The 23,085-nt window shown below is 36.0% G+C and carries 27 protein-coding genes and 1 pseudogene; all 28 read right to left on the reverse strand.

What is annotated here, in order from left to right:
* Positions 1 to 9: 9 nt before the first annotated feature.
* The 28 genes and pseudogenes from flhB to trmFO all read right to left on the reverse strand — a co-directional run bounded on the left by flhB (position 10) and on the right by trmFO (position 22,920).
* On the reverse strand, positions 10 to 1,092 hold the full coding sequence (gene flhB / locus BLE01S_RS08300; RefSeq protein WP_066139630.1) for a flagellar biosynthesis protein FlhB: 1,083 nt from the start codon (positions 1,090 to 1,092) through the stop codon (positions 10 to 12).
* The gene (gene fliR / locus BLE01S_RS08305) at positions 1,089 to 1,868 is read right to left on the reverse strand and encodes a flagellar biosynthetic protein FliR (protein ID WP_066139633.1); all 780 of its coding nucleotides are present in this window, start codon (positions 1,866 to 1,868) and stop codon (positions 1,089 to 1,091) included. Before fliR ends, flhB begins: the two co-directional genes overlap by 4 nt.
* 4 nt (positions 1,869 to 1,872) lie before the next feature.
* Positions 1,873 to 2,142, reverse strand: a complete 270-nt coding sequence (gene fliQ / locus BLE01S_RS08310; RefSeq protein ID WP_066139636.1) for a flagellar biosynthesis protein FliQ — start codon at positions 2,140 to 2,142, stop codon at positions 1,873 to 1,875.
* Between the two features lie 45 nt (positions 2,143 to 2,187).
* Complete coding sequence (fliP, locus tag BLE01S_RS08315) at positions 2,188 to 2,856, reverse strand: flagellar type III secretion system pore protein FliP (RefSeq protein ID WP_066139638.1); 669 nt, start codon at positions 2,854 to 2,856, stop codon at positions 2,188 to 2,190.
* Complete coding sequence (locus tag BLE01S_RS08320) at positions 2,849 to 3,541, reverse strand: flagellar biosynthetic protein FliO (RefSeq protein ID WP_066139645.1); 693 nt, start codon at positions 3,539 to 3,541, stop codon at positions 2,849 to 2,851. Before BLE01S_RS08320 ends, fliP begins: the two co-directional genes overlap by 8 nt.
* Before the next feature lie 10 nt (positions 3,542 to 3,551).
* Positions 3,552 to 3,914, reverse strand: coding sequence for a chemotaxis protein CheY (gene cheY / locus BLE01S_RS08325; RefSeq protein WP_066141050.1), 363 nt, complete (start codon positions 3,912 to 3,914; stop codon positions 3,552 to 3,554).
* A gap of 20 nt (positions 3,915 to 3,934) precedes the next feature.
* The gene (fliY, locus tag BLE01S_RS08330) at positions 3,935 to 5,086 is read right to left on the reverse strand and encodes a flagellar motor switch phosphatase FliY (RefSeq protein WP_066139648.1); all 1,152 of its coding nucleotides are present in this window, start codon (positions 5,084 to 5,086) and stop codon (positions 3,935 to 3,937) included.
* The gene (gene fliM, locus BLE01S_RS08335; protein WP_066139651.1) at positions 5,076 to 6,077 is read right to left on the reverse strand and encodes a flagellar motor switch protein FliM; all 1,002 of its coding nucleotides are present in this window, start codon (positions 6,075 to 6,077) and stop codon (positions 5,076 to 5,078) included. The genes fliY and fliM overlap by 11 nt, the downstream gene beginning before the upstream one ends.
* A gap of 33 nt (positions 6,078 to 6,110) precedes the next feature.
* Complete coding sequence (gene fliL, locus BLE01S_RS08340) at positions 6,111 to 6,542, reverse strand: flagellar basal body-associated protein FliL (RefSeq protein ID WP_285863871.1); 432 nt, start codon at positions 6,540 to 6,542, stop codon at positions 6,111 to 6,113.
* Positions 6,535 to 6,753 carry a flagellar FlbD family protein gene (locus BLE01S_RS08345; protein ID WP_066139653.1) on the reverse strand — a complete coding sequence of 73 codons (219 nt, stop codon included), beginning with the start codon at positions 6,751 to 6,753 and terminating at the stop codon, positions 6,535 to 6,537. The genes fliL and BLE01S_RS08345 overlap by 8 nt, the downstream gene beginning before the upstream one ends.
* Before the next feature lie 51 nt (positions 6,754 to 6,804).
* The gene (gene flgG / locus BLE01S_RS08350; RefSeq protein WP_066139655.1) at positions 6,805 to 7,647 is read right to left on the reverse strand and encodes a flagellar basal body rod protein FlgG; all 843 of its coding nucleotides are present in this window, start codon (positions 7,645 to 7,647) and stop codon (positions 6,805 to 6,807) included.
* Between the two features lie 96 nt (positions 7,648 to 7,743).
* Positions 7,744 to 8,136, reverse strand: a complete 393-nt coding sequence (locus BLE01S_RS08355) for a TIGR02530 family flagellar biosynthesis protein (RefSeq protein WP_066139660.1) — start codon at positions 8,134 to 8,136, stop codon at positions 7,744 to 7,746.
* A gap of 15 nt (positions 8,137 to 8,151) precedes the next feature.
* A complete protein-coding gene (gene flgD, locus BLE01S_RS08360; RefSeq protein WP_066139663.1) occupies positions 8,152 to 8,781 on the reverse strand; it encodes a flagellar hook assembly protein FlgD in 630 nt (209 codons plus the stop codon).
* 8 nt (positions 8,782 to 8,789) lie between these two features.
* Positions 8,790 to 10,097, reverse strand: a complete 1,308-nt coding sequence (locus BLE01S_RS08365; RefSeq protein ID WP_066139665.1) for a flagellar hook-length control protein FliK — start codon at positions 10,095 to 10,097, stop codon at positions 8,790 to 8,792.
* A 31-nt stretch (positions 10,098 to 10,128) separates the two neighbouring features.
* The gene (locus BLE01S_RS08370; RefSeq protein WP_066139666.1) at positions 10,129 to 10,725 is read right to left on the reverse strand and encodes a MotE family protein; all 597 of its coding nucleotides are present in this window, start codon (positions 10,723 to 10,725) and stop codon (positions 10,129 to 10,131) included.
* An 8-nt stretch (positions 10,726 to 10,733) separates the two neighbouring features.
* Positions 10,734 to 11,180 carry a flagellar export protein FliJ gene (gene fliJ, locus BLE01S_RS08375; protein ID WP_066139669.1) on the reverse strand — a complete coding sequence of 149 codons (447 nt, stop codon included), beginning with the start codon at positions 11,178 to 11,180 and terminating at the stop codon, positions 10,734 to 10,736.
* A complete protein-coding gene (gene fliI, locus BLE01S_RS08380; RefSeq protein WP_066139672.1) occupies positions 11,177 to 12,502 on the reverse strand; it encodes a flagellar protein export ATPase FliI in 1,326 nt (441 codons plus the stop codon). The genes fliJ and fliI overlap by 4 nt, the downstream gene beginning before the upstream one ends.
* Positions 12,499 to 13,266 carry a flagellar assembly protein FliH gene (gene fliH, locus BLE01S_RS08385; protein ID WP_169800021.1) on the reverse strand — a complete coding sequence of 256 codons (768 nt, stop codon included), beginning with the start codon at positions 13,264 to 13,266 and terminating at the stop codon, positions 12,499 to 12,501. The genes fliI and fliH overlap by 4 nt, the downstream gene beginning before the upstream one ends.
* Positions 13,259 to 14,272, reverse strand: a complete 1,014-nt coding sequence (gene fliG, locus BLE01S_RS08390; protein ID WP_066139680.1) for a flagellar motor switch protein FliG — start codon at positions 14,270 to 14,272, stop codon at positions 13,259 to 13,261. The genes fliH and fliG overlap by 8 nt, the downstream gene beginning before the upstream one ends.
* Before the next feature lie 10 nt (positions 14,273 to 14,282).
* Positions 14,283 to 15,875: a flagellar basal-body MS-ring/collar protein FliF gene (gene fliF, locus BLE01S_RS08395; protein ID WP_066139682.1), complete on the reverse strand. Its 1,593-nt coding sequence runs from the start codon at positions 15,873 to 15,875 to the stop codon at positions 14,283 to 14,285.
* 70 nt (positions 15,876 to 15,945) lie between these two features.
* Positions 15,946 to 16,194, reverse strand: a complete 249-nt coding sequence (gene fliE, locus BLE01S_RS08400) for a flagellar hook-basal body complex protein FliE (protein WP_231955948.1) — start codon at positions 16,192 to 16,194, stop codon at positions 15,946 to 15,948.
* 95 nt (positions 16,195 to 16,289) lie between these two features.
* On the reverse strand, positions 16,290 to 16,748 hold the full coding sequence (flgC, locus tag BLE01S_RS08405) for a flagellar basal body rod protein FlgC (RefSeq protein WP_066139688.1): 459 nt from the start codon (positions 16,746 to 16,748) through the stop codon (positions 16,290 to 16,292).
* A 1-nt stretch (position 16,749) separates the two neighbouring features.
* Positions 16,750 to 17,142 carry a flagellar basal body rod protein FlgB gene (gene flgB / locus BLE01S_RS08410; protein ID WP_066139690.1) on the reverse strand — a complete coding sequence of 131 codons (393 nt, stop codon included), beginning with the start codon at positions 17,140 to 17,142 and terminating at the stop codon, positions 16,750 to 16,752.
* A gap of 582 nt (positions 17,143 to 17,724) precedes the next feature.
* Positions 17,725 to 18,504: a GTP-sensing pleiotropic transcriptional regulator CodY gene (gene codY, locus BLE01S_RS08415; RefSeq protein ID WP_066139693.1), complete on the reverse strand. Its 780-nt coding sequence runs from the start codon at positions 18,502 to 18,504 to the stop codon at positions 17,725 to 17,727.
* Between the two features lie 139 nt (positions 18,505 to 18,643).
* A pseudogene (hslU, locus tag BLE01S_RS08420) lies at positions 18,644 to 20,046 on the reverse strand (ATP-dependent protease ATPase subunit HslU).
* Between the two features lie 47 nt (positions 20,047 to 20,093).
* Entirely contained in the window at positions 20,094 to 20,636 is a 543-nt protein-coding gene (hslV, locus tag BLE01S_RS08425) for an ATP-dependent protease subunit HslV (protein ID WP_066139696.1), read from the reverse strand.
* A 19-nt stretch (positions 20,637 to 20,655) separates the two neighbouring features.
* Positions 20,656 to 21,555 (reverse strand): tyrosine recombinase XerC, encoded by a 900-nt coding sequence (xerC, locus tag BLE01S_RS08430; protein WP_066139700.1) that lies wholly within the window; start codon positions 21,553 to 21,555, stop codon positions 20,656 to 20,658.
* A 60-nt stretch (positions 21,556 to 21,615) separates the two neighbouring features.
* Complete coding sequence (gene trmFO, locus BLE01S_RS08435; protein ID WP_066139703.1) at positions 21,616 to 22,920, reverse strand: FADH(2)-oxidizing methylenetetrahydrofolate--tRNA-(uracil(54)-C(5))-methyltransferase TrmFO; 1,305 nt, start codon at positions 22,918 to 22,920, stop codon at positions 21,616 to 21,618.
* Positions 22,921 to 23,085 lie beyond the last annotated feature (165 nt).

The raw sequence follows: 23,085 nt of genomic DNA on the forward strand, positions 1-23,085 counted from the left end.
AACATAGGACTATATTTTTTGTTTTATCCTATATACATAAGCCAATATTTCCGCAACTGCTTTAAAAAAATCATCCGGTATTACTTCTCCAATTTCCACCTGATCATATAGTGACCTTGCCAATGGCCGGTTCTCTACCATCACGATTTTATGGTTCCCGGCAATTAATTTAATTTTTTGTGCCATAAAATCTACACCTTTAGCCACCACAATTGGAGCATCTGCATTTGTTTCATCATATTTAAGTGCAATGGCATAATGAGTAGGATTTGTGATAATTACATCTGCTTTTGGTACTTCCTGCATCATCCGAGACATTGCCATTTCTCGCTGTTTCTGCTTGATTTTCGACTTGATTAGCGGGTCACCTTCCATGTTTTTATATTCATCTTTAAGGTCCTGTTTAGACATTCTTATATTTTTCTCAAAATCGTATTTTTGATATAGAAAGTCAAATAGAGATAAGAATAACAGCGCTAAAGACGCAGCAATTCCCATTTGCAAAGTTAAGCTACCAATCGTTTTTAATGCCGAAGCAACTGATTGATGAGCTAAAACTAACACCTCATCGAATCGCATCCATAAAACCGACACAGTAATTACACCTACGAAACCAATTTTTAAAATTGATTTCATCAATTCAACAATTGCTCTTATGGAAAAAATTCTTTTCAACCCTTTAATCGGATCTAACTTTTCCAACTTAGGTTGTAATGGTTCGGTCGTAAACATAAAGCCTACTTGTAGCAAATTGGCCGCTATTCCCGCGACTAAGGCAACTAACATAATAGGTCCCAATAAAAAAACAAGTTCCTTTAGAATATCCATCAATACCAACTGAACATTGGCTTCAGTTACATCCATTAGCATATACGTAGAAAATGTATGACGGAATGTTGCAAGGATGATACTTCCCATTTGAGACGAAAAGAAAGACAGGAAACCAAAAACTGCTAATAATCCAATCGCAGTATTCACATCTTGACTTTTAGCTGTCTGCCCTTTTTTCTTGGAATCTTGGCGTTTTTTGGGTGTAGCCTTTTCTGTTTTTTCTCCTGCGAAAAACTGAAGATTAAGAGTAAGTTGTTTCATCTTAAGCCTCCTATATACTCCATTGCAGTTCTCATAACATATAGCATCGTTTCAAACAAATGTTGAACCACCCCGAACATCACGCCAAGCACGATGAAAATCACAATAAAACTAACAGCAATCTTAATCGGAAAACCAACAACAAATATATTTAACTGTGGGACAGTTCTAGCGATAATACCTAAAGCTACATCAACTAAAAATAAAGAAGCGACAACTGGAATGGACATTTGAAAAGCGATCATAAACATCAATCCAAATGATTGGGCAATATATTCGATAAACGACGCATTTCCAAACGGAATAAACACTTGGTCAATTGGAATGTATTGATAACTATGAAATATCCCATCAAGTATTAAATGATGTCCGTTGATCGCTAGTAAAAATAATAATGAAAACATATATAAATATTGTCCTATTAGTGGGCTCTGCGTTCCAGTTTGCGGATCAATTACATTTGCAATCGCAAAACCCATTTGAAAATCTATAAATCCTCCTGCAATTTGAATTGCAGATAAAATCATAAATGCAATAAACCCTATAAGCAATCCAACGCTTGCTTCTTTAATTATGAGCAAAAAGTATTCACCAGTAAAAGGGATCGGATCTGTATCGATCGTATATTGCATTAATAACGCTAGAAAAAATGCAAATCCTATGCGATATGTTGCAGGAAGCGTTCGATAAGAGAATAGGGGCATCGTCACAAAAAATGCCGACACTCTCATAAATACAAGTAAAAAAATAGATATATCGGGAAGTAAATTTTCCATTCATTTAACCTACAAATCTAGTTAAATTTTGAAAGATTTCCGTTGAATAGGATATTAGTCTACTTAACATCCACGGTCCCATCACAACTACTCCAACTAGTACAGCTACAATTTTCGGAATGAACGCCAGTGTTTGCTCCTGAATTTGAGTAGTAGCTTGAAATATACTTACCGCTAGCCCTACTCCAAGGGCAAGTAGTAAAAGAGGTCCAGCTACAGTCAGTGTAGTGAAAACTCCATTTTGGGCAAGCGATATAACTGCTTCTGCGTTCATTCAAAACACCTCACTGTTTGGTTCGTTTAACAAATTTTTCATCATCTAACTAAAACTTTGAAGCAATGATTGGACTACTAAATACCATCCGTCTACAAGAACAAATAAGAGTATCTTAAATGGTAAGGAAATCATAACAGGCGGGAGCATCATCATCCCCATTGACATTAATATACTGGCAACAACCATATCAATAACTAAAAATGGAATGAAAATCATGAACCCTATTTGGAATGCTGTTTTCATTTCACTTAAAGCGAAAGCCGGAACTAACGCTGTCATTGGGATATCTTGTATTGTTTCTGGTCTTTCCAATTCAGCATAATTTAAAAATAACTCCAAATCTTTCTGTCTAGTATGTTTACTCATGAATTCTTTAAATGGAGTTGCTGCTCGTTCATATGCTGTTTCCAAATTAATCTCATCATTAAATAATGGTTGCAACGCCTCTTGATTCACCTCTGTCAAAACTGGTGTCATAATGAAAAAAGTAAGAAATAATGAAAGTCCTACCAACACTTGATTTGGCGGCATTTGCTGTGTAGCTAGCGACGTTCTGACAAAGGATAAAACGATAATAATTCTCGTAAAAGAAGTTAATAAAATTAAGATGCTAGGCGCAAGCGATAAAACAGTTAATAATAAGAATAGCTTGACAGAGGTAGAGACAGACTCAGCTGAACCGGTATTAAAAAACTCCATAAACTCATTCATCTGATCTATGCTCCTTCTCCTCAAGATGATTTATAGCCTTTTTCCGATCCTTTTTTATCTCATCCAACTTCTCTTTCAAGTGTGCATGAAATGATTTATCAACATGTTGATCGTTTTTACGTTTGTTTTTCTGTTGATTCGCTTTCCACCATTTTGTAATGAGATCTGATGGTTGTAAACTTTGGTCTAATTGCTCTTCATATTGCCGGATGTAATATTGGAGTTCATCCTCGTCGGTAATTTCTTTTAATAGCCGTATGTCCTCACCAACACCAAGAATAAGTACTTGCTTTCCTATCTTAATGACTTGAACAGAACGATTACCACCTAGGGACGTTCCCCCAAAATTTTGCACCAGTTTATTTTGTTGATAAGATCGGCTTTTTTTATTCATAAATTTTAATAAAAAATATAATAATAATACTACAAATACTAGTGCTGCAAGCATTTTAATGACTTCAAACGGTCCTATGCCTATTTCTTTATTTTGTTGTTCCACTAAATTTTCTGAAGCTGGTTTCTCCTTCGGCTCATGCTCTTCACTGTTCTCTTCCTTATTTTCTAAGTAATCACTGACAGTATTATCTAGAGTCTCAGCATTTACAATAATTGGAAAATGGTGAAACCGTGATAGGACAATTAAGCACAAAAAAACAATAAATATTATTTTACGAACAAAATTCATATATATTTTCTTATCCTAATGTCTTGGAGATTGCTTCAATTACACGGTCCGCTTGAAATGGTTTAACAATAAAGTCTTTAGCACCCGCTTGAATAGCATCAATTACCATTGCTTGTTGTCCCATTGCAGAGCACATAATAATTTTAGCGGAAGGATCAAAAGCTTTAATTTCTTTCAAAGCAGTGATACCATCCATTTCAGGCATTGTAATATCCATCGTTACAAGATCTGGTTTTAACTCCTTATATTTTTCCACTGCTTGTGCTCCATCTGCAGCTTCACCAACTACCTCAAAACCATTTTTTGTTAAGATATCCTTAACCATCATTCTCATAAATGCAGCATCGTCTACAATTAAAATTTTATTTGCCACTAAATTTCCCTCACAATCCATTATTTTAATCTTTTAATACGATCAGACTGACTTACTATATCCGTCACTCTAACACCAAAGTTTTCTTCAATTACAACAACTTCTCCCTGTGCGATCAAACGACTATTTACAAGAATATCAACAGGTTCACCTGCTAGTTTATCAAGTTCAATAATCGATCCAGAACCTAATTCGATAATTTCTTTCACTGTTCTACTAGTTCTCCCTAATTCTACCGTTACCTGAAGAGGAATATCTAGTAACATTTCAAGGTTCTTTGTCTCAGGCGCAGATGGAGAACTTGCACTAAACTCAGAGAAACTTGCAGTTTGAACATTTGGCATTGTTTCTTTTTCTACAGCTTCCTTTTGTTTCGCTAATTCACTTGCTTGTTGTTTAGGCTTTTGTTCAGATATCTCATCTATTCTAGGAGATGGTGCAGCAGTTTCACTTTGTGAAGCTTGAGTAGCTTTTGGTTCATTCGACTCTGTTTGAGCAAATAATTCCTCTACAAGACTTGTAGCAAATTCAACAGGTAATACTTGCATGATACTAGAGTCGATTAAATCCCCTATTTTGAGTCTAAACGAAACTTTAGCAAGTAAATTTTGTTGGGGTATCGTCTCAGTACCTTCCCCTTCTGTTAAGTTCAATAATTCTATTGATGGTGGAGATATGTCCACCTTCTTATTGAATACTGATGACATAGATGTTGCTGCTGAGCCCATCATTTGATTCATCGCTTCTTGAACCGCACTTAAATGAATTTCGTCCATCAAGTCCGCGGGAGTTTTCCCATCTCCTCCAAGCATCAAATCTGCGATTATCGCGGCATCTGATTGTTTTACAACGAGTATATTTACACCTGAGAATCCTTCTGTGTACTTCACTTGAATGGCTACATAGGGATGTGGAAATTCATCTTCCAATTTGGCATAATCAATAATCGAAACAGTTGGTGTAGTAATCTCAACTTTTTGGTTCAATAATGCCGATAATGCTGTTGCTGAGCTACCAAATGAGATATTACCAATTTCCCCCAGTGCATCTTGTTGCATTTCTGATAAATAATCTTCTACGTTTAAATCATTGTTTTCTGCGCTTGAATCAGAAGTAGTATTTCCATTCAATAACGCATCGATCTCATCTTGAGAGAGCATTTCACCAGTCATTTTCTTCGTCTCCCTCCTTAAAATTATTTAAGATTTGAACAGCTAACTTTTTATTCACTTTACCAGGTTGCCCCGTAAACTTTGGAATCTCCCCAATTTTTATAATAAGAGGTTCATCGATTCTTGTATTCAATTCAATTACATCTCCATGATCTAAAGATAAGAAATCTTCAATAGATAATTTTGATGTCCCAAGCTGTGCTGTCAACTGCACATTTGCATTTTTTACTTTTTTCTCAAGTATTGCTACTTCCGTCGGTTTTCTATTTTTGCTGACGGTTTCCATCCAATAATGGGCGGACAGTTTCGGGATAATAGGTTCTAGAAGCACATGTGGTATACAGATATTAATCATCCCGCTCGTTTCTCCAACAGTGGCATTCATTGAAATAACAACCACCGTTTCATTCGGTGACATAACTTGTAAAAATTGTGGATTAACTTCAAGCTCAGACATGGTCGGCTCTATTTCTGCAATACCTGACCATGCATCTTGTAAATGTTCCAATGTGTGTTCAAATAAATTAGTCATCAATCTCAATTCTATCTCTGTTAAACTATCAATCTTATTTATGCTCGATCCCTGTCCTCCAAGGACACGATCTACCATTGCATAAGCTATAGTAGGATGAACCTCCATAATCATTCGGCCTTCAAGCGGCGGAACTTCAATAACGTTTAAAATAGTCATGCTCGGAACAGAACGAATGTATTCTTCATAAGGTATTTGATCAGCTGAAGCCACGGTAATGTCTACATAGGTTCGAAGTTGTGCTGAAAAGTGGGTTGTAAGTAAACGGGCAAAATTCTCATAGATTCTTGTTAGACTTCTCACTTGATCCTTAGAAAATCTTAACGCTCGTTTAAAATCATATACTTTCACTTTTTTCTCTTCTTCTTCCTTCTTCAAATCCTCCGCTGTCATTTCTCCTGTTGAAATAGCAGAAAGTAAAGCGTCAATTTCATTTTGCGATAAAACATCTGCTGACATATCTACACCTCCGTTTCAGTTTTTTTATATTTTCTATGAAATGATATAGGAGGTGATATACACTTTCACAACTTTCCCACTTTGCATTAATTCATTTATTTTGATTTTCATTGACTCTTCGAGATTTTGTTGTCCCTTTTTGCCTTGTAAATCTGATGCTTCCATCTCAGATAGTTCAGAGATCATTAAATTCTGAACTTGAAAATCTCTTTTAGTAAATTCTTCTTTCGCTTTCTTTCCATCTGTTTGCACTTTGAATGAAATTTTAACATATTGGTCGTTCTTTAAATTCGTTGTGATTTCTGGTACATCAACAGATACCTTTAATACCTCTTCAATTGATGGCTCTTGCTCTTTGTTATCATTTGCAGGATTAAATTTCATTACAATAATTAAAGCTAATGCAGCAAGAAGCAATATAGCTGTTAACAGGACGATCATCGTATTGATTAACTTTTTACTCATTATCCACACCCTCCCATTCTTTTCGACCGAGAAGATTGATGGACCGATAAAATATCAAAATTAGTTCCTTTAATCGCTCTTCTGATTCCGCGATAACATACTTGCGGCCGTTTGTTAAAGTAATCGTCGTATCAGGAAAAGATTCGATTTTCTCGATTAATAACGCATTTAATTGAAATGTTTTTCCGTTCAATTTCGTAATAGTAATCACCGTAAAAATCAGGGCCGGCTCAGTAGAACCGGGCCCTATCCCTCCCTTATCTTAGCGTTTTAAATTAATCAGCTCTTGTAGAATTTCATCAGAAGTTGTGATGATTCTTGTGTTCGCTTGAAATCCCCGCTGTGCCACAATCATTTCCGTGAATTCTTCAGAAAGATCCACATTAGACATTTCAAGTGCACCAGAAACTAACGTTCCAGCACCGTCAAGGCTAGGGGTCATAATAGTGCGTACACCAGCGTTCGCTGTTGCTTGATACATATTTTCTCCTACTTTTTCAAGTCCACCTGGATTAGTATAACGTGCTATACCAATTACTGGTTCTGTTCCTTCATTTAATACTCCATCAGAAATAAATGAAATTTTTCCATCTTCTGATATACTCAAGTTTTGAATTTTGTCGATATTACCCCCATTTAATTGAATAGGTGCTGGATTATTAACATTATTATTTAATACATAATGTCCTGAAGAAGTGACAAGGTAACCATTATTATTTAAGTATAAGTTCCCTGCTCTTGTATAGAATGTATCTGCAGCAGTGATATTATTGCCGGTACCCGTTCCTTCAGCAACAACTAAATATCCATCACCCTGTATCGCGAGATCAAGTACTCTCCCAGTTGGTTGCAAAGAACCTTGTGTATCGATCGTATCGATCGCAGCAAGCTGTGCACCTAACCCTACTTGTTGTGGGTTAATTCCACCTTTTCCTTGTGTCGGACCGCTTGCTCCGGATATAGTTTGACTAACCATATCTTTGAAAGATACGCGCCCTTTTTTGAACCCGTACGTGTTGACGTTTGCGATATTATTACCAATTACATCTAATTTAGTTTGAAAGTTTTTCATACCACTAATACCCGAATACATTGAACGAATCATTTAAAATTTTTCTCCCTTCGATAGAACCACGTCAGTCAGTCGGCGGTTCACGGCTTCCTTATAGGTCCGGCCGTTTTCCATATTGATTTTAATTTTTTAATCCATGATGATAGTGCCATCAATTTTAGTGAAAATTTGTTTTCCTGCTTCTTTCCTATCCATTACTGTAACAACCGTGCTATTTTTTGTATTTACAATTAGTGCTGCATTCTTAATTAGTACAAGTGAGTCATTTACACCTTTTCGCTTTGCTTCATCCACTTTCTCGCCAATTTGCTCCCAAACATCTGGACCAATATCAATCTGTCTTTGATCCATCCTGATCCCGGCATGTTTACTAATTTTCAAGCTTGTCTGTGCCGTGCTGGCCTGTTCCAAATGCTGTGAAAATGATTTGCTAGAAGGAACAGATTCCCTTATCGCTTTCTTTGGATAAGATTGAATCGTAATCGGCTGCGATGGAAGTTTATGAATAATGTTGTTTCCCATTACAACCACCCTTTTTTACGCTATTTTTGTAATTTCACTTGTTTTAACTGATTCTCCATTTTCAGTAATAAGCCAGATAAAACCATCTTTCATCGACACTGAACTAACAATACCGTCTAATTCCTTTTCACCGTCAAGCCAAGTTATATTTTTTCCAATCATCGAGCTAGCCTGAATAAGTGGTGTTTCTGATGACATATTATTTATTTGGGATATATTTGCTGGAGCTAATTCTGTACCATCTTCCAAAATTATTTTCACTGTATCTCCCATGAATTGAACTGTTTTCACAGTGCCTTTACCTTCAGTAACAGTAGGTTCACCAGCCTCCACATTTTCGTCCATTTTATGCCAAGTTACTTCTTGTCCAATAAATTGATTAAATGAGATCAAGCTCGTTTGTGACTGGAGCTGCACTAATTTCTCGATGGATGCGCTCATATTAGTCATTTGTTCAAGTGAAGAAAATGTAGCCATTTGCGCAATGAAATCTTTATCTTCCATTGGATTCATTGGGTCTTGATTTTGCAATTGCACCATTAATATTTTTAGGAAGTCATCTTTCCCTAAAATATCGTTTCCCGTTTTCACATCTCTTTTTTGAACTGATGATAAAAGTAGGTTTTCATTTATGGAATTAACCATGTGTTCAATCACACTTCCGTTTCAAATAAAATAGTGTTTAATGCCTCTGCAAACGCGGGTATATCATCATTTTCATCGCTATTATGCTCTGTATTATTTTGTTCGTCACGATTATTACCTTCATCGCGTGCATGCTGATTCATATATTTCTGCAGATCATTTTGGCTAAACGTAACTTCAATTCTATCCACTTGAATATTTTGTTGATTGAATGCTTGTTTTAAGCTATGAAGTTGCGAATCTAGCATATCTTTTGCGGTACTTGATGATGCGATCATTCGCGCCATCATCATGCCTTCTTTTTGTAGAAGTTCCACTCTTAAAGATCCTAAATGCTCAGGATATAGTTTGATTAACAGTCTAGTTGATCCTGGAGTTTGCGATAACTGCGATTTAGCTAATATATTCGAAAAAGCTTTTATAAGCTCTGTTGCTTTAGGCTCTTGAGTCGGTCTATTCCCAACATGTAAAACAAATTGTTCCGTTTTTGAAATCGCCTCTTGATTATGCATGGCGACAATAGGAGCTTCAGTGATCATTGTCTTGGGTGTTATTTTTACTAAGTTCATGTGTTGATTAGGCAGCAGCATAGTTGCATCTTTTTTTATCTGTCCCTTAGAAAAAGCAGCATCTAATACACTTCCTAGTTTTTGCAAACGCTTCTCACTTTCTAATGTTTTTATACGTATGAGAAGCTCCTCCATTACTGAATCAAGCTCGTCCAACTGATGTTGGCCTAATACATGTGATTGGGTCGTTTGAACGCTCACTTGTATTTTTTTTGCTATATCTACTATGCTCCCTAATTCTTTAGCAGGGACTTGAAGTAATTCTCGCAACCCTAACTGACTTGCTTGCGATAAAAGCAGTGTAAGTTTATCAATTAACGCATTAATTGGCTCTTTATCCTTCGTATCAAACATTGATAGGCTTTTTTCCTCTTCATCTAATAAAGAATGGAGAGTAGAAAATTCCAAGCTATTTTTTTCTTGAAGTAGGATTTTCATTTGTTCCTCCATTGCTTGCAATGTCTCTGAAAGGTTTGGATCATCTTTAATAATTAATTCAAATAATGCATGTTGATTTGCGACATCTACTCCTTGCAATTCAGCTAAAAAACTTTCGGGAATTTCACTAAAGATATCAATTAACTGCTGCAAATCAGTTGTAACTACTTCTGCTTTTTTCAAATCTGTTTCGTTTGAATTTGTTTGCATCGCTGTCTCTAAAGCCGCAAAAAAACTTGATTGTGATTGGCTTAGTTTCGTTGCATTTTTAGTAACTGGAATTGTTGATTCCATCATTTCAATCCGCAATTGTTTTTTACACCTCCCTTCAAAGTGAATATTAATTTGTATTGGCTGCCAATAAATCCGAATAAGTGGCAGCTTTTTCTGGTGGCATTTTTTCTAGCACCTTAGCAAGTGACGCCGTATTTAAATTTGAAAGTATTTTAATTGCTTCTTCTTCTTTCATTTCTAAAATAATGGGTGCAGCTTTTTTAGGTGTCATAGATTCAAATGTGGAAACAATCTCCTTGAAAGCACGTTTGTTTTCCGTTTGAATCTGTCGCAATTCCTCGATCGTTTGTTCAAGTCTTTCTTGTTCAACAACAAGTCGTTCCTTTTCTAAGTCTTTATTGTCTAATTGACTTTTTAATTGATTAATTTGGGCATTTTTATCTTGAATTTCTGCATCTAAACTAATGATTTTATCCTCATATTCGACAACTTTTTCATTTTCTTTTCCTTCTTTTATATCGGTTATGATCGGAATTTTTTCACTTATTTCTTTTGCTTTTTCAAAGACATTCACCCCGTTAACCGAAGCAATTAGTAGACCAAGAAATACGGCGAAGAGAAGCGGAATAAAAAACCAAAATATGAATCTCTGGAGAAAGCTAGTCTCTTTCTCTTCTTTATGTTTTTTTAAGGTTTTCTCCACTTAATCACCTAATTTCCTTCCCGATGAAAATATTGAATTGCTGATATTTCATCAAGTTGCATATTTTCAAGTTGACTTATTTCTTTCATATAACTTTTATAATTTCGTTCTTTTAGCTTTTCATACTTTTTCATTTCTATATTACTTTCTTTTAATTCTTCTTCGCGCCAATTCATTTTATTTCGAGCATTCATGACAACAATTTGGTGATGTTCTATCGTTTTTTCTAAATTACTAATAAAATGCTGGTAGTGGCGAATTTCTAGGATTGAAAAGCCTTGGCTAAGTTGTTCAGACATGTAATGTTCCAGGTTTTCTTTCTTTTTAAGTAAATCAAATAATTTTTCTGCGCTTTCTTCGAAGTTTCTAACAGAATCTTGGTAAAGATTAAAAGCCTCTTCTTTTTCCCTTTCTCTTAAGTTCAAAATCTTTTGGAACTTAAAATTATAATTCAATTGAATTCACCTGTTTCTGATAGTTCAATCAAAGATTGTATACTTTCTTGGAGAGTCTTTTTTTCATCTGTATTTTGCTTCAAAAAGGAAATGATTTCTGGATAAGCTTGTATAGCTTCGTCTATTTCTCGTGAAGCACCCTTCTTATATGCTCCGATATTAATTAAATCCTCTGAATTTAAATACGTGCTTAATAAATCACGTACTCTCACTGCTGCTGTTCGATGCTCAGAACTGGCGAGAGCGCTCATGAGTCTGCTCACACTCTGTAATATATTTATAGCCGGATATTGACCCTTATTAGCTAAAGATCGGTCCAGTACAATATGGCCATCTAATATACCGCGTACAGCATCCGCAATTGGCTCATTCATATCGTCACCATCCACAAGGACTGTATAAAATGCAGTGATTGATCCAAATTGGTTGGTTCCAGTTCGCTCTAATAGACGAGGCATAATAGAAAAAACAGAAGGAGTATAGCCTTTAGTAGCGGGTGGTTCACCTACCGCAAGGCCTACTTCACGCTGCGCCATCGCTACACGTGTAACGGAATCCATCATGAACATGACATCATGGCCTTTATCCCGAAAATATTCCGCAATAGCAGTCGCTGTAAATGCACCTTTTATTCGCATTAATGCAGGCTGATCTGAAGTGGCAGCAATAATGATTGATTTCTTTAACCCTTCTGGACCTAAATCATTTTCAACAAATTCTCTTACTTCTCTTCCTCGCTCACCAATAAGTGCAATTACGTTAATATCAGCTTTTGTATTTCTAGCAATCATTCCAAGCAGTGTACTCTTACCAACACCACTTCCAGCAAATATCCCAAGCCTTTGTCCCTTACCGACAGTTAATAAACTATCTATTGGTCTAACTCCAACTTCCAAAGGCTCTGCAATCGTAGGTCTACTTAATGGATTTGGCGGAGTTTTATCTGTATCGACTGCTTTCATTCCAATTGGCATTGTTGAACCATCTATTGGATGTCCGAGCGAATCAATTACTTTACCAATTAATTCAGGACCCACTTTTATTTGTAACGGTTTTGAAGTGGCTTCCACAAGGCTTCCAGGTCGGATGTCTTGGATGTTTGTATAGGGCATTAAAACGATATTTTGCTCTTTAAAGCCAACAACCTCTGCCATTATTTTTCGTTTTTTTGTTTTGGCGCCTACATGTATGAAACAAACATCTCCTATTGAGCTTTCAGGCCCTTGTGATTCGATCATTAAGCCAACCACTTTTACTACTTTTCCATAATACTGGAGCGTATCTATATTAGGTATGAAGGGTAGTAATTCCTTTGCTTTCATTGAGACTCTCCTTCAATTAAATCCTTTAAGCTTTCTTTAAGCTCTACTAATTGGCTTGAAATGCTAGCATCTATTCTTCCATTATCAGATTCAATAAAGCAGGCATGCTCCTCTAAATCCGTATCAGGATATATAAAACATGTAATATTGTTAGGGAATATTGCGTCTAACTCTGCTTTTTCATTAATTAGCAGATCATAATGTATTGGATGTACGTGAATTTGTACATCTTTAAAATCTCTCGCCTCTTTTATCGCCCTTTTCACTAGAGGAACAAACTTTTCTTTTTCTTCCGTTAATGTAGTGTGAAGAATTCGTTCAGCAACTGCAATCGCAATTTCTAAAATCGTTCCCTCCGCAATTTGAATATGTTCGGAAAAAGCTATTTTTGAATCATCCGTTACTTGCTTTGCAATTTCTATTAGTTTCTCATATTCATTGAAACCACTGCTTCTGCCTTCTTCCACACCTGCTTGGAAGCCTTCATCGTAAGCAAATGCAGACAGATTTCTTTTTTCGTGCTCCCATGCTTCCTGTTGCTCTTTCATTTCATTGATCATATTGTCCGCTTGCGATTGAGCTTGAGATATAAGTGATTTTGCTTCATTTTCTGCATTTGCAAGTATTAATTGTTGTTCATTATTAAACTCGGTATTTACAGAAGCATATTCTTCATCTCTATCCAGGTGAACTTGTTTTAATTGAATTAATCTTGAATCATTTTTTTTTAACGTAGAAGTTCCGGATTTAATAATTCTAGACAATAATATCATCTCCCCCACCACGGGCAACGATAATTTCTCCAGTTTCCTCCAACCTACGAATGATATTAACAATACTCGTTTGAGCCTCTTCCACATCACGCAATCGTACAGGACCCATAAATTCCATTTCCTCTTTAAAGGTTTCAACCATACGTGTAGACATATTGCGATAGATTACTTCTTTTACTTCCTCACTTGAAATTTTTAATGCGAGTAAGAGATCTTCATTTTCACATTCACGAATCACACGCTGTATGGAACGATTATCAAGTGTAACAATATCCTCAAACACAAACATACGTTTCTTTATTTCTTCGGCTAGCTCAGGATCTTGAATTTCCAATGAGTCAAGAATCGTTTTTTCCGTGGCACGATCCACCCCATTTAATACCTCTACTACCGCTTCAATTCCTCCGGTTTGCGTATAATCTTGCGTAACAGTTGCTGAAAGCTTCCGTTCAAGTATTGCTTCCACTTCACTAATTACTTCTGGAGAAGTACTGTCCATAATAGCGATTCTTTTTGCAATATCAGCTTGTAATTCTTGCGGAAGTTCCGATAGAATTTGACCAGCTTTCTCAGGATCTAAGTACGATAATATAAGCGCAATTGTTTGTGGATGTTCATTTTGAATAAAATTTAATATTTGACCAGCGTCAGCTTTTCGAGCAAAATCGAAAGGCTTTACTTGTAATGAAGATGTAAGTCTATTAATAATCTCTAGTGCCTGCTCAGCACCAAGCGCCTTTTCTAATACCGTTTTCGCGTAACCAATTCCACCTTGGGAAATATAATCTTGGGCTATGGCGATATTATGAAATTCATCCATCACATCTTCTTTTGCTGCAGAATCTACTTTTCGCACACTTGATATTTCCAGCGTTAATTTTTCCATTTCTTCTTCAGATAAATGTTTATAAACAGATGAAGCAACATCTGGTCCAAGTGAGATCAAGAGGATAGCAGCTTTTTGTTTTCCTGTTAGACCAGCTTCTCTTCTTGACATGTCCATCCTCCTAATCTTCTGTTAACCATGTACGTAGCAATTTAGCAAATTCATCCGGCTTTTCCTTAGCCATTTTTTCCAACTGTTTCCTGCGAACGTTAGCTTCGTTCATCACTTCTTCATTTAAGTCTGGGATATCCATTGGTTCAGGAATGGTTTCTTCCATATATATTTCTTCTTCCATCTCCGTTTCTTTACGTTTTCTAAGCATAAAGAAAATTAAGAGTCCGATAATGGCGAGTAATAGACCACCAACAACAAACACCCACCAAGGCAATCCGCTTTTTGGATCAGCTTCTATATCAACTTTCCCATTAAACGGTTGAACAGAAACAAGAACTTTATTTTCTATCGCAGCATCAGATACATCCGTATCAAAATCTTTATTAATAGATGTCTTTACAATTGTTGACAACATTTTTCTTATATCTTCTTTTCTATCTTCCGGAAATGAATTCACGTCATCTGCGTTAGGTGGTTCGACCATCACTTGAATTCCTAAATCACGAATCTTATAAGGACTTTCTACGATCTCTTTTCGAATCCTATTAACTTCATTATTAAGGGTTTCTTCCGTTCTTTCGTAATCGCCGTTACCTTCAGCACCCTCTAAATATTGGCTTCCCCCACTATCTGGCGCATCTTCTGCTTGAGGAACACCGCCAACTTCATCCCCTGTGCCGGTAAATGTTTCTGTAATTCGCTGTGCGCTAATTTCTATCCCACGCATATTTTCTTCATCCACTGGCGTAACGATATTTTCTTCGCGATTTTCCTGTGTAAAATCAATATCTGCGGTGACAGATGTAACAATCTTATCGAATCCCATTAAGGTACCGAGCATATTTTGCACTTGCCTTTGGATATCTCGCTCCACTTGACTTTTAATTTGCATTTGCTGTGTATAACCATCATCAGCATATTGTTCATTATTTAAATCAAAGTAATCTAAAAATTGGTTTCTGATAACAATATTCTCAGGAGGTAAATTAGGAACACTCTTAGATACTAGATGATATAAAGACTTTATTTGTTTGTCACTGAACTCATGCCCTGGCTTTGTTTGAAGCACAATAGATGCTGAGGCTGTTTCTTTTGCATCATTCAAAAATACGCCCTTTTCAGGCATGTTAAACATAACCGTCGCCTGTTCTATCCCATCAATACTTTTCATCATTTTGGCCAATTCCGTCTGTGTTGCATCTAACTTTAAAACATTGAACTCATTATCAGTCATCCCAAATCCAGCATTTTCGCCAAAAAATGAATAATCAATATTTCCTGATTTAGGAATCCCTTCTGCCGCAAGCTCTACCATTAAAGCTTCTACATTTTCTTTCGGAACCCGTATAGTAGTACCTCCATTGGCGATTTCCGATTTAATCCCTTTAGAATCCAAACTCTCCTTAATAGAACCTGTCTCAGAAGGTGTTAGATTGGTATATAAAGGTACTAATGTAGTTTTAGTGGCAAAATAAGCAATCCCCACACCAAAAATAACGGCAGTCAAAATAGAACCTAATAAAATGAATTTTTGATTCCCTGTTCGACTTGTCCAATATTCTTTTGTCTTTTTTATATACCTTGATAGTGTCTCTTTCATGTAAAAGCCCCTTAACATACATACATTTATCAAACGACATACTATTAAAATTATTAATTGCTACAACCTATCAAACTTGCATTCTCATAATTTCTTGATAAGCTTCTACAGCTTTATTGCGCACCTCTAGTGCAGTTTGCATACTGATTGATGCTTTTTGGGCAGTAATCATTACATTATGCAGTTCTATATCTTCACCTCTTGCTAATTTATCAGTTGCAATATCTGATTGAATCTGCGCACCATTCACATCGTTTATGGCATTTGTCAAAAATTCACCAAAATTAGATTTCTGTTCCGTTTCATTTAACCTATTCATACTTGAGTTAGTTATATTATTCACATTATTAGGCTGAATATCACTGAAATTAACACTATTTACAGGCATCCTATATAATGCCTCCCCTCTGAACATTATTTACCTATTTCTAAAGCTTTCATATACATAGATTTTGTTGAGTTCATTACTGTTACATTCGCTTCATAAGAACGTGTAGTACTAATTAAATCAACCATCTCTTTTAATGGGTCGACATTCGGTAACTGTACAAAACCTTCATCATTTGCATCTGGATGGTCCGGATCATGCACAAGTCGATATGGAGCATTATCTTCAACAATATTAGTAATTTTTACCCCATTTAAAGCAGAACTAACATTATTTGAGTTAATTGCTGTATTTAACATAGAGGAAAATGATGAAGCCTTCGGTTCCATGACAACCATTTTCCTAGTATACGGCTGCCACTCGCCATCAACCATCTTCCCTCTTGTTGTATCTACGTTCGCCATATTTGAAGAGATAACATCCATCCGTAAGCGTTGAGCTGTTAACGCAGAGGTAGTAATATTCATTCCTTGAAATAAAGACATTTTACCTACCTCCTCTAATTACATTTGAAAGGGATGAAAATTTGCTGTTTAATCTGTCAATTAATGCATTATAGTATATTTGATTTGTAGCTAAATTTGCCATCTCTTTATCCATATCTACGTTATTCCCATTGTGATTATATTGTAGGTTTTTATTTGTGATAATAGAAGACTTTCCGGGTTTAGCAGTGATTTGATAATGACGGGGGTCACTTCTATAGGCATTGATTGATTTTCCAGACTCTTCACGTAGCATTTGTTTAAAACTTACATCTTTCCCTTTATAATTTGGTACATCAACATTAGCTATATTCTCAGCTGTTACTTTGTGTTTAAGTGATGAATAATTCAACGCTTTTTCCAACGTATTTATATTACCTGAAAAGAAGTCCAAAGTATGACACCTCCGGTTAATTTTTACACATCTTGCAAAACAATCTAATGTAATTGTAATAGTTATGTAACAGTTAGTCTAGTGGTAATATTGCTAAATACGACACTTTGCGACAAATTTACGACTTTAGTTTTATTTTTCAAATATTCTCTTGAAAAATACTTGCATATATGCCTTTTAGCCTACCTACTCCTTAAACCCTTATATATACAATCTTATTGTTTCCTTCCCTACATATAAACATAATGAATCAATTAATTAAATTAGTCAATAGGGGTAATTAGATATAGGTCCAATTACATGCCACTTTCGACAAATTTATGGGAATTTGACGACTAAACATCAAGTCAAATGGCATAATCTCGCACGGTTACTCACTTCCCTCCATGTAGGAAGGAGACCAAAGGCGCCTTGTATCCTGGAGGGAATATGAACATTGTACAAACTAAATGAAGAAAAGCTTTGAAAAAAATTTCTATTCTCCAGCCGTTTTTTATACTGAATCTAGATGCGAAATACATTCTTCTATCGTTCTTTTACATACAAAAAAAGACTGCGAGTCCGCAGTCTTTTTAATTTATTTTAGTTTGATTTAATTTTTTCTAATTCCTTAAGGAATTTCGAATTTAAAACTTTAATGTATGTTCCTTTCATACCAAGAGATCTTGATTCTATTACTCCTGCACTTTCAAGCTTTCTTAGTGCATTTACGATAACCGAACGCGTAATACCAACTCGGTCTGCAATTTTAGAAGCAACCAATAAACCTTCATTACCATCTAATTCTTCGAAAATATGCTCAATTGCTTCTAGTTCACTATAAGATAGGGAACTAATAGCCATTTGTACTACAGCTCTACTTCTTGCTTCCTCTTCAATTTCTTCCGATTTTTCACGTAAAATTTCCATACCAACAACTGTTGCTCCATACTCAGCTAAAATTAGATCATCATCTTGGAATTGATCCTCTAAGCGAGCAAGTATCAGTGTACCAAGTCGGTCTCCTCCACCAATAATAGGCACAATAGTAGTCAGACCTTTTTCGAATAATTCCTTATTTTCAATCGGAAACGCTGTATATTCACTATCCACATCTAAGTTTGGAGAAGTCTCTGTAATTTTGAATAGATTTTGCGTATATTCTTCCGGAAACTGTCTATCTTCGAACATTCTTTTCATTCTTTCATTTTCAATTTGTTGATTAATTGCGATTCCTAACAATTTACCTCTTCTGCTTACGACAAAAACATTTGCTTCAATTACTTCTGTTAATGTTTCTGCCATCTCTTTAAAATTAACTGTTTTCCCTGAAGTCTTTTGTAACATTGAGTTGATTTTTCTAGTTCTTGTTAATAAATCCATTATACTTCCTCCTAAATAGCTGCAAAGTTATATATTTTGATAATTATTCGTGTTGATGTGTTTTTCTTCACATAATCATGTTTACTAGTTGCACATGATTGTTGCTTTTCTTTTCCCTTACCAATAAGAAATTAAACGTTTATAAAATAAACTCGCTTAAATCCTTATTCTCTACAATAGCACCTAGTTTTTCATCGACATAATTTTTAGTGATATTTACTTTTTCTAAAGTAACTTCCGGTGCTTCAAACGATAGATCTTCAAGTAGTTTTTCCATAATTGTATGAAGACGTCTCGCTCCAATATTGTCTGTTTGTTGATTGACATTAAAAGCAATTTCAGCAAGTCTATAAATAGCATCGTCAGAAAATTCGATTTGTATACCTTCCGTTTCCAATAATGCAGTATATTGTTTTATCAAAGCATTATCCGGCTCTGTCAAAATACTGACAAAATCTGAAATGGCTAGCTTTCCAAGTTCCACTCTAATCGGAAATCTTCCTTGAAGTTCAGGAATTAAATCCGATGGCTTCGCTATATGAAAGGCTCCAGACGCGATAAATAACACATGATCCGTTTTTACAGGGCCGTATTTTGTAACTACTGTAGAACCTTCAACGATTGGTAAAATGTCACGCTGCACACCTTCTCTTGATACATCAGCGGATGAAGAATTACTAGCTTTGCTTGCAATTTTGTCAATTTCATCGATAAAGATGATTCCTGTTTGTTCCGCTCTAATGATAGCAGTTTGGGAAACTTCATCCATATCAATCATCTTCTGTGCTTCATCGTTTGTAAGGGCAACACGAGCATCTTTCACCGTTAAATTTCTTTTTTTCATTTTTTTGGGCATCAAATTACTAAATGCATCCTGCATATTCATGCCCATTTGTTCCATCCCAGAACCTTGAAGCATATCAAACATAGATGGTTGCTGTTCTTCTAATTCAACTTGAACCATTTGATCTTCAAGCTCTCCAGCGTTAAGTTTTTCTGAGATTATTTTTCTTTGTTCACGAATGCTATATTCGCGTTGCTTTTCTTCATCTTGTCCTCTTCTTGCTGTTGTCCACCGAAAATCATTTCAAATGGGTTTTTAAAGTTTTCAGTTTTTTTCTTAGAAGGAACAAGTAATTCAACAAGACGTTTATTAGCTTGTTTTTCGGCTTGTACTTTCACATCTTGCATTTTCTCGTCTTTCACAATTCTGATGGCTATTTCCATCAAATCTCTCACCATTGATTCTACGTCTCGACCTACATAACCTACTTCGGTAAATTTTGTCGCCTCCACTTTTACAAATGGAGCTTTAACCAATTTTGCCATACGCCTAGCAATTTCTGTTTTACCGACACCAGTAGGACCCATCATTAAGATATTCTTCGGAATAATTTCATCGCGGATATCTGGATTAAGCAATCCCCGTCGGTATCGGTTACGAAGAGCTACTGCAACAGCCCTTTTAGCGTCTTTCTGACCAATAATATGTTGATCAAGCTTCTCTACAATTTGTCTTGGGGTCATGTTTGCCCCTTGCATCCTTGAGTCCAATCCGTTTCCTCCTTTGCAACTTTAAGCAAACAAGTTTAAATTTCTTCGACGATAATATTCCGATTCGTATACACACAAATATCCGCGGCTATTTCTAAAGCAGCAGTTGCCATTTCTTTAGCTGATAGATGATCCGCAGCATATTGTTTTAATGACCTGCCAGCAGCAAGCGCATAATTCCCACCTGAACCAATCGCAAGTATTCCATCATCCGGTTCAATCACTTCGCCGGTTCCTGAAACTAACAATAGATGACTTTTATCCATGACAATTAGCATTGCTTCAAGTTTACGCAATACTTTATCACTTCGCCATTCCTTCGCTAATTCAACGGACGCCCTTTGCAAGTTTCCATTAAATTCTTGAAGTTTCTCTTCGAATTTTTCAAACAGTGTAAAGGCATCTGCGACTGACCCCGCAAAGCCAGCTAGTATTTTGCCATTAAACAATTTCCGGACTTTTCTTGCAGTATGCTTCATGACGACAGCATTGCCAAATGTCACTTGGCCATCGCCTGCCATTGCACACTCTCCTTTATGTTGAACAGCAAAAATCGTTGTGGCATGAAATTGTCCCATTGTTATCCCTCCTTCATGACTATGCACGGGGATGAAAATTCATATAAGTTTTTCTCAAGTGTTCCTTAGTCACATGAGTATAAACCTGTGTTGAAGATAAATGTGCATGCCCCAGCAATTCCTGTACTGTCCGCATATCCGCACCATTATTTAACAAATGTGTGGCAAAACTGTGGCGCAGCATATGTGGATGAATTTTTCCTGTTAAAGATGCTTCAGCGATTATTTTATTTAAAATATAACGAATTCCACGTGCAGTAAGAGGACCGCCTCGAGAATTAAGGAAGAGGTATTGATGCTGATTAGTGCCTAACAAATGTTGTCTTACTTCATTTATATAGATCTGTAAGGCATCTAATGCAAAACTTCCGAACGGAACATAACGTTCTTTCCGCCCTTTTCCTTTTACTAACAGGGTAGCAAAATCAAAATCCACATCTTTTAATTGAATGTTAGCACATTCGCTTACACGAATTCCTGTTGCATATAACAGCTCTAATAGTGCTAAATTTCGTTTTCCTAATGATGTAGGATTCGAACATGCCTCAAAAAGCAACTCCATCTCTTCTACATAAAAAAATTTAGGTAGCTTTATTCCTTCTTTCCTTTGGATGACAAGAGCAAAAGGATTTTCCTTTACTTTTTCTTCCCTTAAAAGAAATTTAAAAAAACTACGTAGACATGATATTTTTCTCGCAGCACTAGAACGTGCATATTGTTGATTATATAAATCGGTAACATACAAGCGGGCATCCGAATATTCCACATCCATAAAAGCTTCTAAGCCCTGTGCTGTCATAAATAAAATAAAGTCATCAATATCTTTTCTATAGAAATCAATTGTATACTGGGAATAGTTCTTCTCTATTTGTAAATATTCGATAAAACAATATACTGATTCATCTGAAAATTCTTTCACAGGTTCACCTCATAAAGACTACTAAAGATTAACATACTTTAGTAGTCAGCGCAATAAATGTTACAAATTTTTCACAAAGTTTTGAATTGTTCGCAACGCTCTTTCCCCGTACTGCTCATTCCTTAGCTTTTTATCTTTTATTTTTTCCGGCAAATCAGGCAGCAAACCGAAATTCACATTCATTGGTTGAAAGTTTTTTGCCCCAGTTGCCGTAATATAATTAGCCATGCTTCCCATTGTTGTTTCTTTAGGGAAAACAACTGGATCTTCTCCAATAGCTAAACGGGCGGCATTAATACCTGCAATCAATCCGCTTGCTGCAGATTCTACATACCCTTCTACACCTGTCATTTGACCAGCAAAAAATAATGTCGGGCGTTCTTTAAATTGATATGTAGGTGCAAGTACGTTAGGAGAATTAATAAAAGTATTCCTGTGCATTACTCCATACCTGACAACCTCTGCATTTTCCAAACCAGGTATCAGACGAAGAACTTCCTTTTGAGGGCCCCATTTTAGATGCGTTTGGAAGCCTACTAAGTTGTACAACGTACCCGCAGCATCATCTTGACGAAGTTGGACTACTGCATAGGGTCTTTTTCCAGTTCGAGGATCTTCAAGCCCTACAGGTTTCATCGGGCCAAACAACATTGTTTTTTTTCCTCTTCCAGCCATAACTTCAATGGGCATGCACCCTTCAAAGAAGATTTCTTTTTCAAATTCTTTTAATGGTACTGTTTCGGCAGTAATTAAAGCCTCATAAAAACGATCAAATTCTTCTTCAGTCATTGGACAGTTTAGATAAGCAGCCTCACCTTTATCATAACGGGATTTTAAATAAACTTTATCCATATCAATACTGTCTTTCTCAATGATAGGTGCAGCAGCATCATAAAAATATAAATATTCCTCAGCAGTCAGTTCTAGAAGTTGCTTAGATAGTAATTCACTTGTTAGAGGTCCAGTCGCTATAATTGTAATCCCTTCTGGAATCTCTTTTATTTCTTCATTAAATACCTCGATAAGAGGATGCTGTTTAACTTTTTCAGTAACGTAGCCCGCAAATTCATGCCTATCGACTGCTAGCGCTCCACCGGCTGGAACAGATGAGCGATCTGCTGCACTAATAATGACAGAGTCAAGTAATCGCATCTCTTCTTTCAACACACCTACCGCGTTCGCCAATGTGTTGGAACGTAGCGAATTCGAACACACTAGTTCTGCAAATTTATCCGTATGGTGAGCCGGTGTTTGTTTTATCGGTCTCATTTCAAATAACTTTACATGGATACCTCTTTTGGCTAATTGCCAAGCAGCTTCACTGCCTGCAAGACCGGCCCCAACTACATTTACGGTTTGCGTCATTTATATGCCTCCCAAAAAATATCAATATCATCTATACAGTACACAATGCTTATTGCATTTTACACTAATGATCCATGAAAGAAAAATAATGCGCATTGAATTTTTTAATTATGACAAAAAATTCACCACTTAGAGTGAAGACTCTTAAGTGGTGTTTAAATAATA

Origin of the sequence: Lederbergia lenta NBRC 16444, assembly GCF_001591545.1 — a bacterium.
In the GTDB taxonomy this organism is placed as follows: domain Bacteria; phylum Bacillota; class Bacilli; order Bacillales; family Bacillaceae_C; genus Lederbergia; species Lederbergia lenta.

What these genes read in the sequence shown, in the direction of transcription:
- flhB (WP_066139630.1), bottom strand. Translation starts at nt 1,092, where the DNA reads ATGAAACAACTTACTCTTAATCTTCAGTTTTTCGCAGGAGAAAAAACA.
- fliR (WP_066139633.1), bottom strand. Translation starts at nt 1,868, where the DNA reads ATGGAAAATTTACTTCCCGATATATCTATTTTTTTACTTGTATTTATG.
- fliQ (WP_066139636.1), bottom strand. Translation starts at nt 2,142, where the DNA reads ATGAACGCAGAAGCAGTTATATCGCTTGCCCAAAATGGAGTTTTCACT.
- fliP (WP_066139638.1), bottom strand. Translation starts at nt 2,856, where the DNA reads ATGAATGAGTTTATGGAGTTTTTTAATACCGGTTCAGCTGAGTCTGTC.
- BLE01S_RS08320 (WP_066139645.1), bottom strand. Translation starts at nt 3,541, where the DNA reads ATGAATTTTGTTCGTAAAATAATATTTATTGTTTTTTTGTGCTTAATT.
- fliY (WP_066139648.1), bottom strand. Translation starts at nt 5,086, where the DNA reads ATGACTGGTGAAATGCTCTCTCAAGATGAGATCGATGCGTTATTGAAT.
- fliM (WP_066139651.1), bottom strand. Translation starts at nt 6,077, where the DNA reads ATGTCAGCAGATGTTTTATCGCAAAATGAAATTGACGCTTTACTTTCT.
- fliL (WP_285863871.1), bottom strand. Translation starts at nt 6,542, where the DNA reads ATGAGTAAAAAGTTAATCAATACGATGATCGTCCTGTTAACAGCTATA.
- flgG (WP_066139655.1), bottom strand. Translation starts at nt 7,647, where the DNA reads ATGATTCGTTCAATGTATTCGGGTATTAGTGGTATGAAAAACTTTCAA.
- BLE01S_RS08355 (WP_066139660.1), bottom strand. Translation starts at nt 8,136, where the DNA reads ATGGGAAACAACATTATTCATAAACTTCCATCGCAGCCGATTACGATT.
- flgD (WP_066139663.1), bottom strand. Translation starts at nt 8,781, where the DNA reads ATGGTTAATTCCATAAATGAAAACCTACTTTTATCATCAGTTCAAAAA.
- fliI (WP_066139672.1), bottom strand. Translation starts at nt 12,502, where the DNA reads ATGAAAGCAAAGGAATTACTACCCTTCATACCTAATATAGATACGCTC.
- fliG (WP_066139680.1), bottom strand. Translation starts at nt 14,272, where the DNA reads ATGTCAAGAAGAGAAGCTGGTCTAACAGGAAAACAAAAAGCTGCTATC.
- fliF (WP_066139682.1), bottom strand. Translation starts at nt 15,875, where the DNA reads ATGAAAGAGACACTATCAAGGTATATAAAAAAGACAAAAGAATATTGG.
- fliE (WP_231955948.1), bottom strand. Translation starts at nt 16,194, where the DNA reads ATGAATAGGTTAAATGAAACGGAACAGAAATCTAATTTTGGTGAATTT.
- flgC (WP_066139688.1), bottom strand. Translation starts at nt 16,748, where the DNA reads ATGTCTTTATTTCAAGGAATGAATATTACTACCTCTGCGTTAACAGCT.
- codY (WP_066139693.1), bottom strand. Translation starts at nt 18,504, where the DNA reads ATGGATTTATTAACAAGAACTAGAAAAATCAACTCAATGTTACAAAAG.
- hslV (WP_066139696.1), bottom strand. Translation starts at nt 20,636, where the DNA reads ATGGGACAATTTCATGCCACAACGATTTTTGCTGTTCAACATAAAGGA.
- trmFO (WP_066139703.1), bottom strand. Translation starts at nt 22,920, where the DNA reads ATGACGCAAACCGTAAATGTAGTTGGGGCCGGTCTTGCAGGCAGTGAA.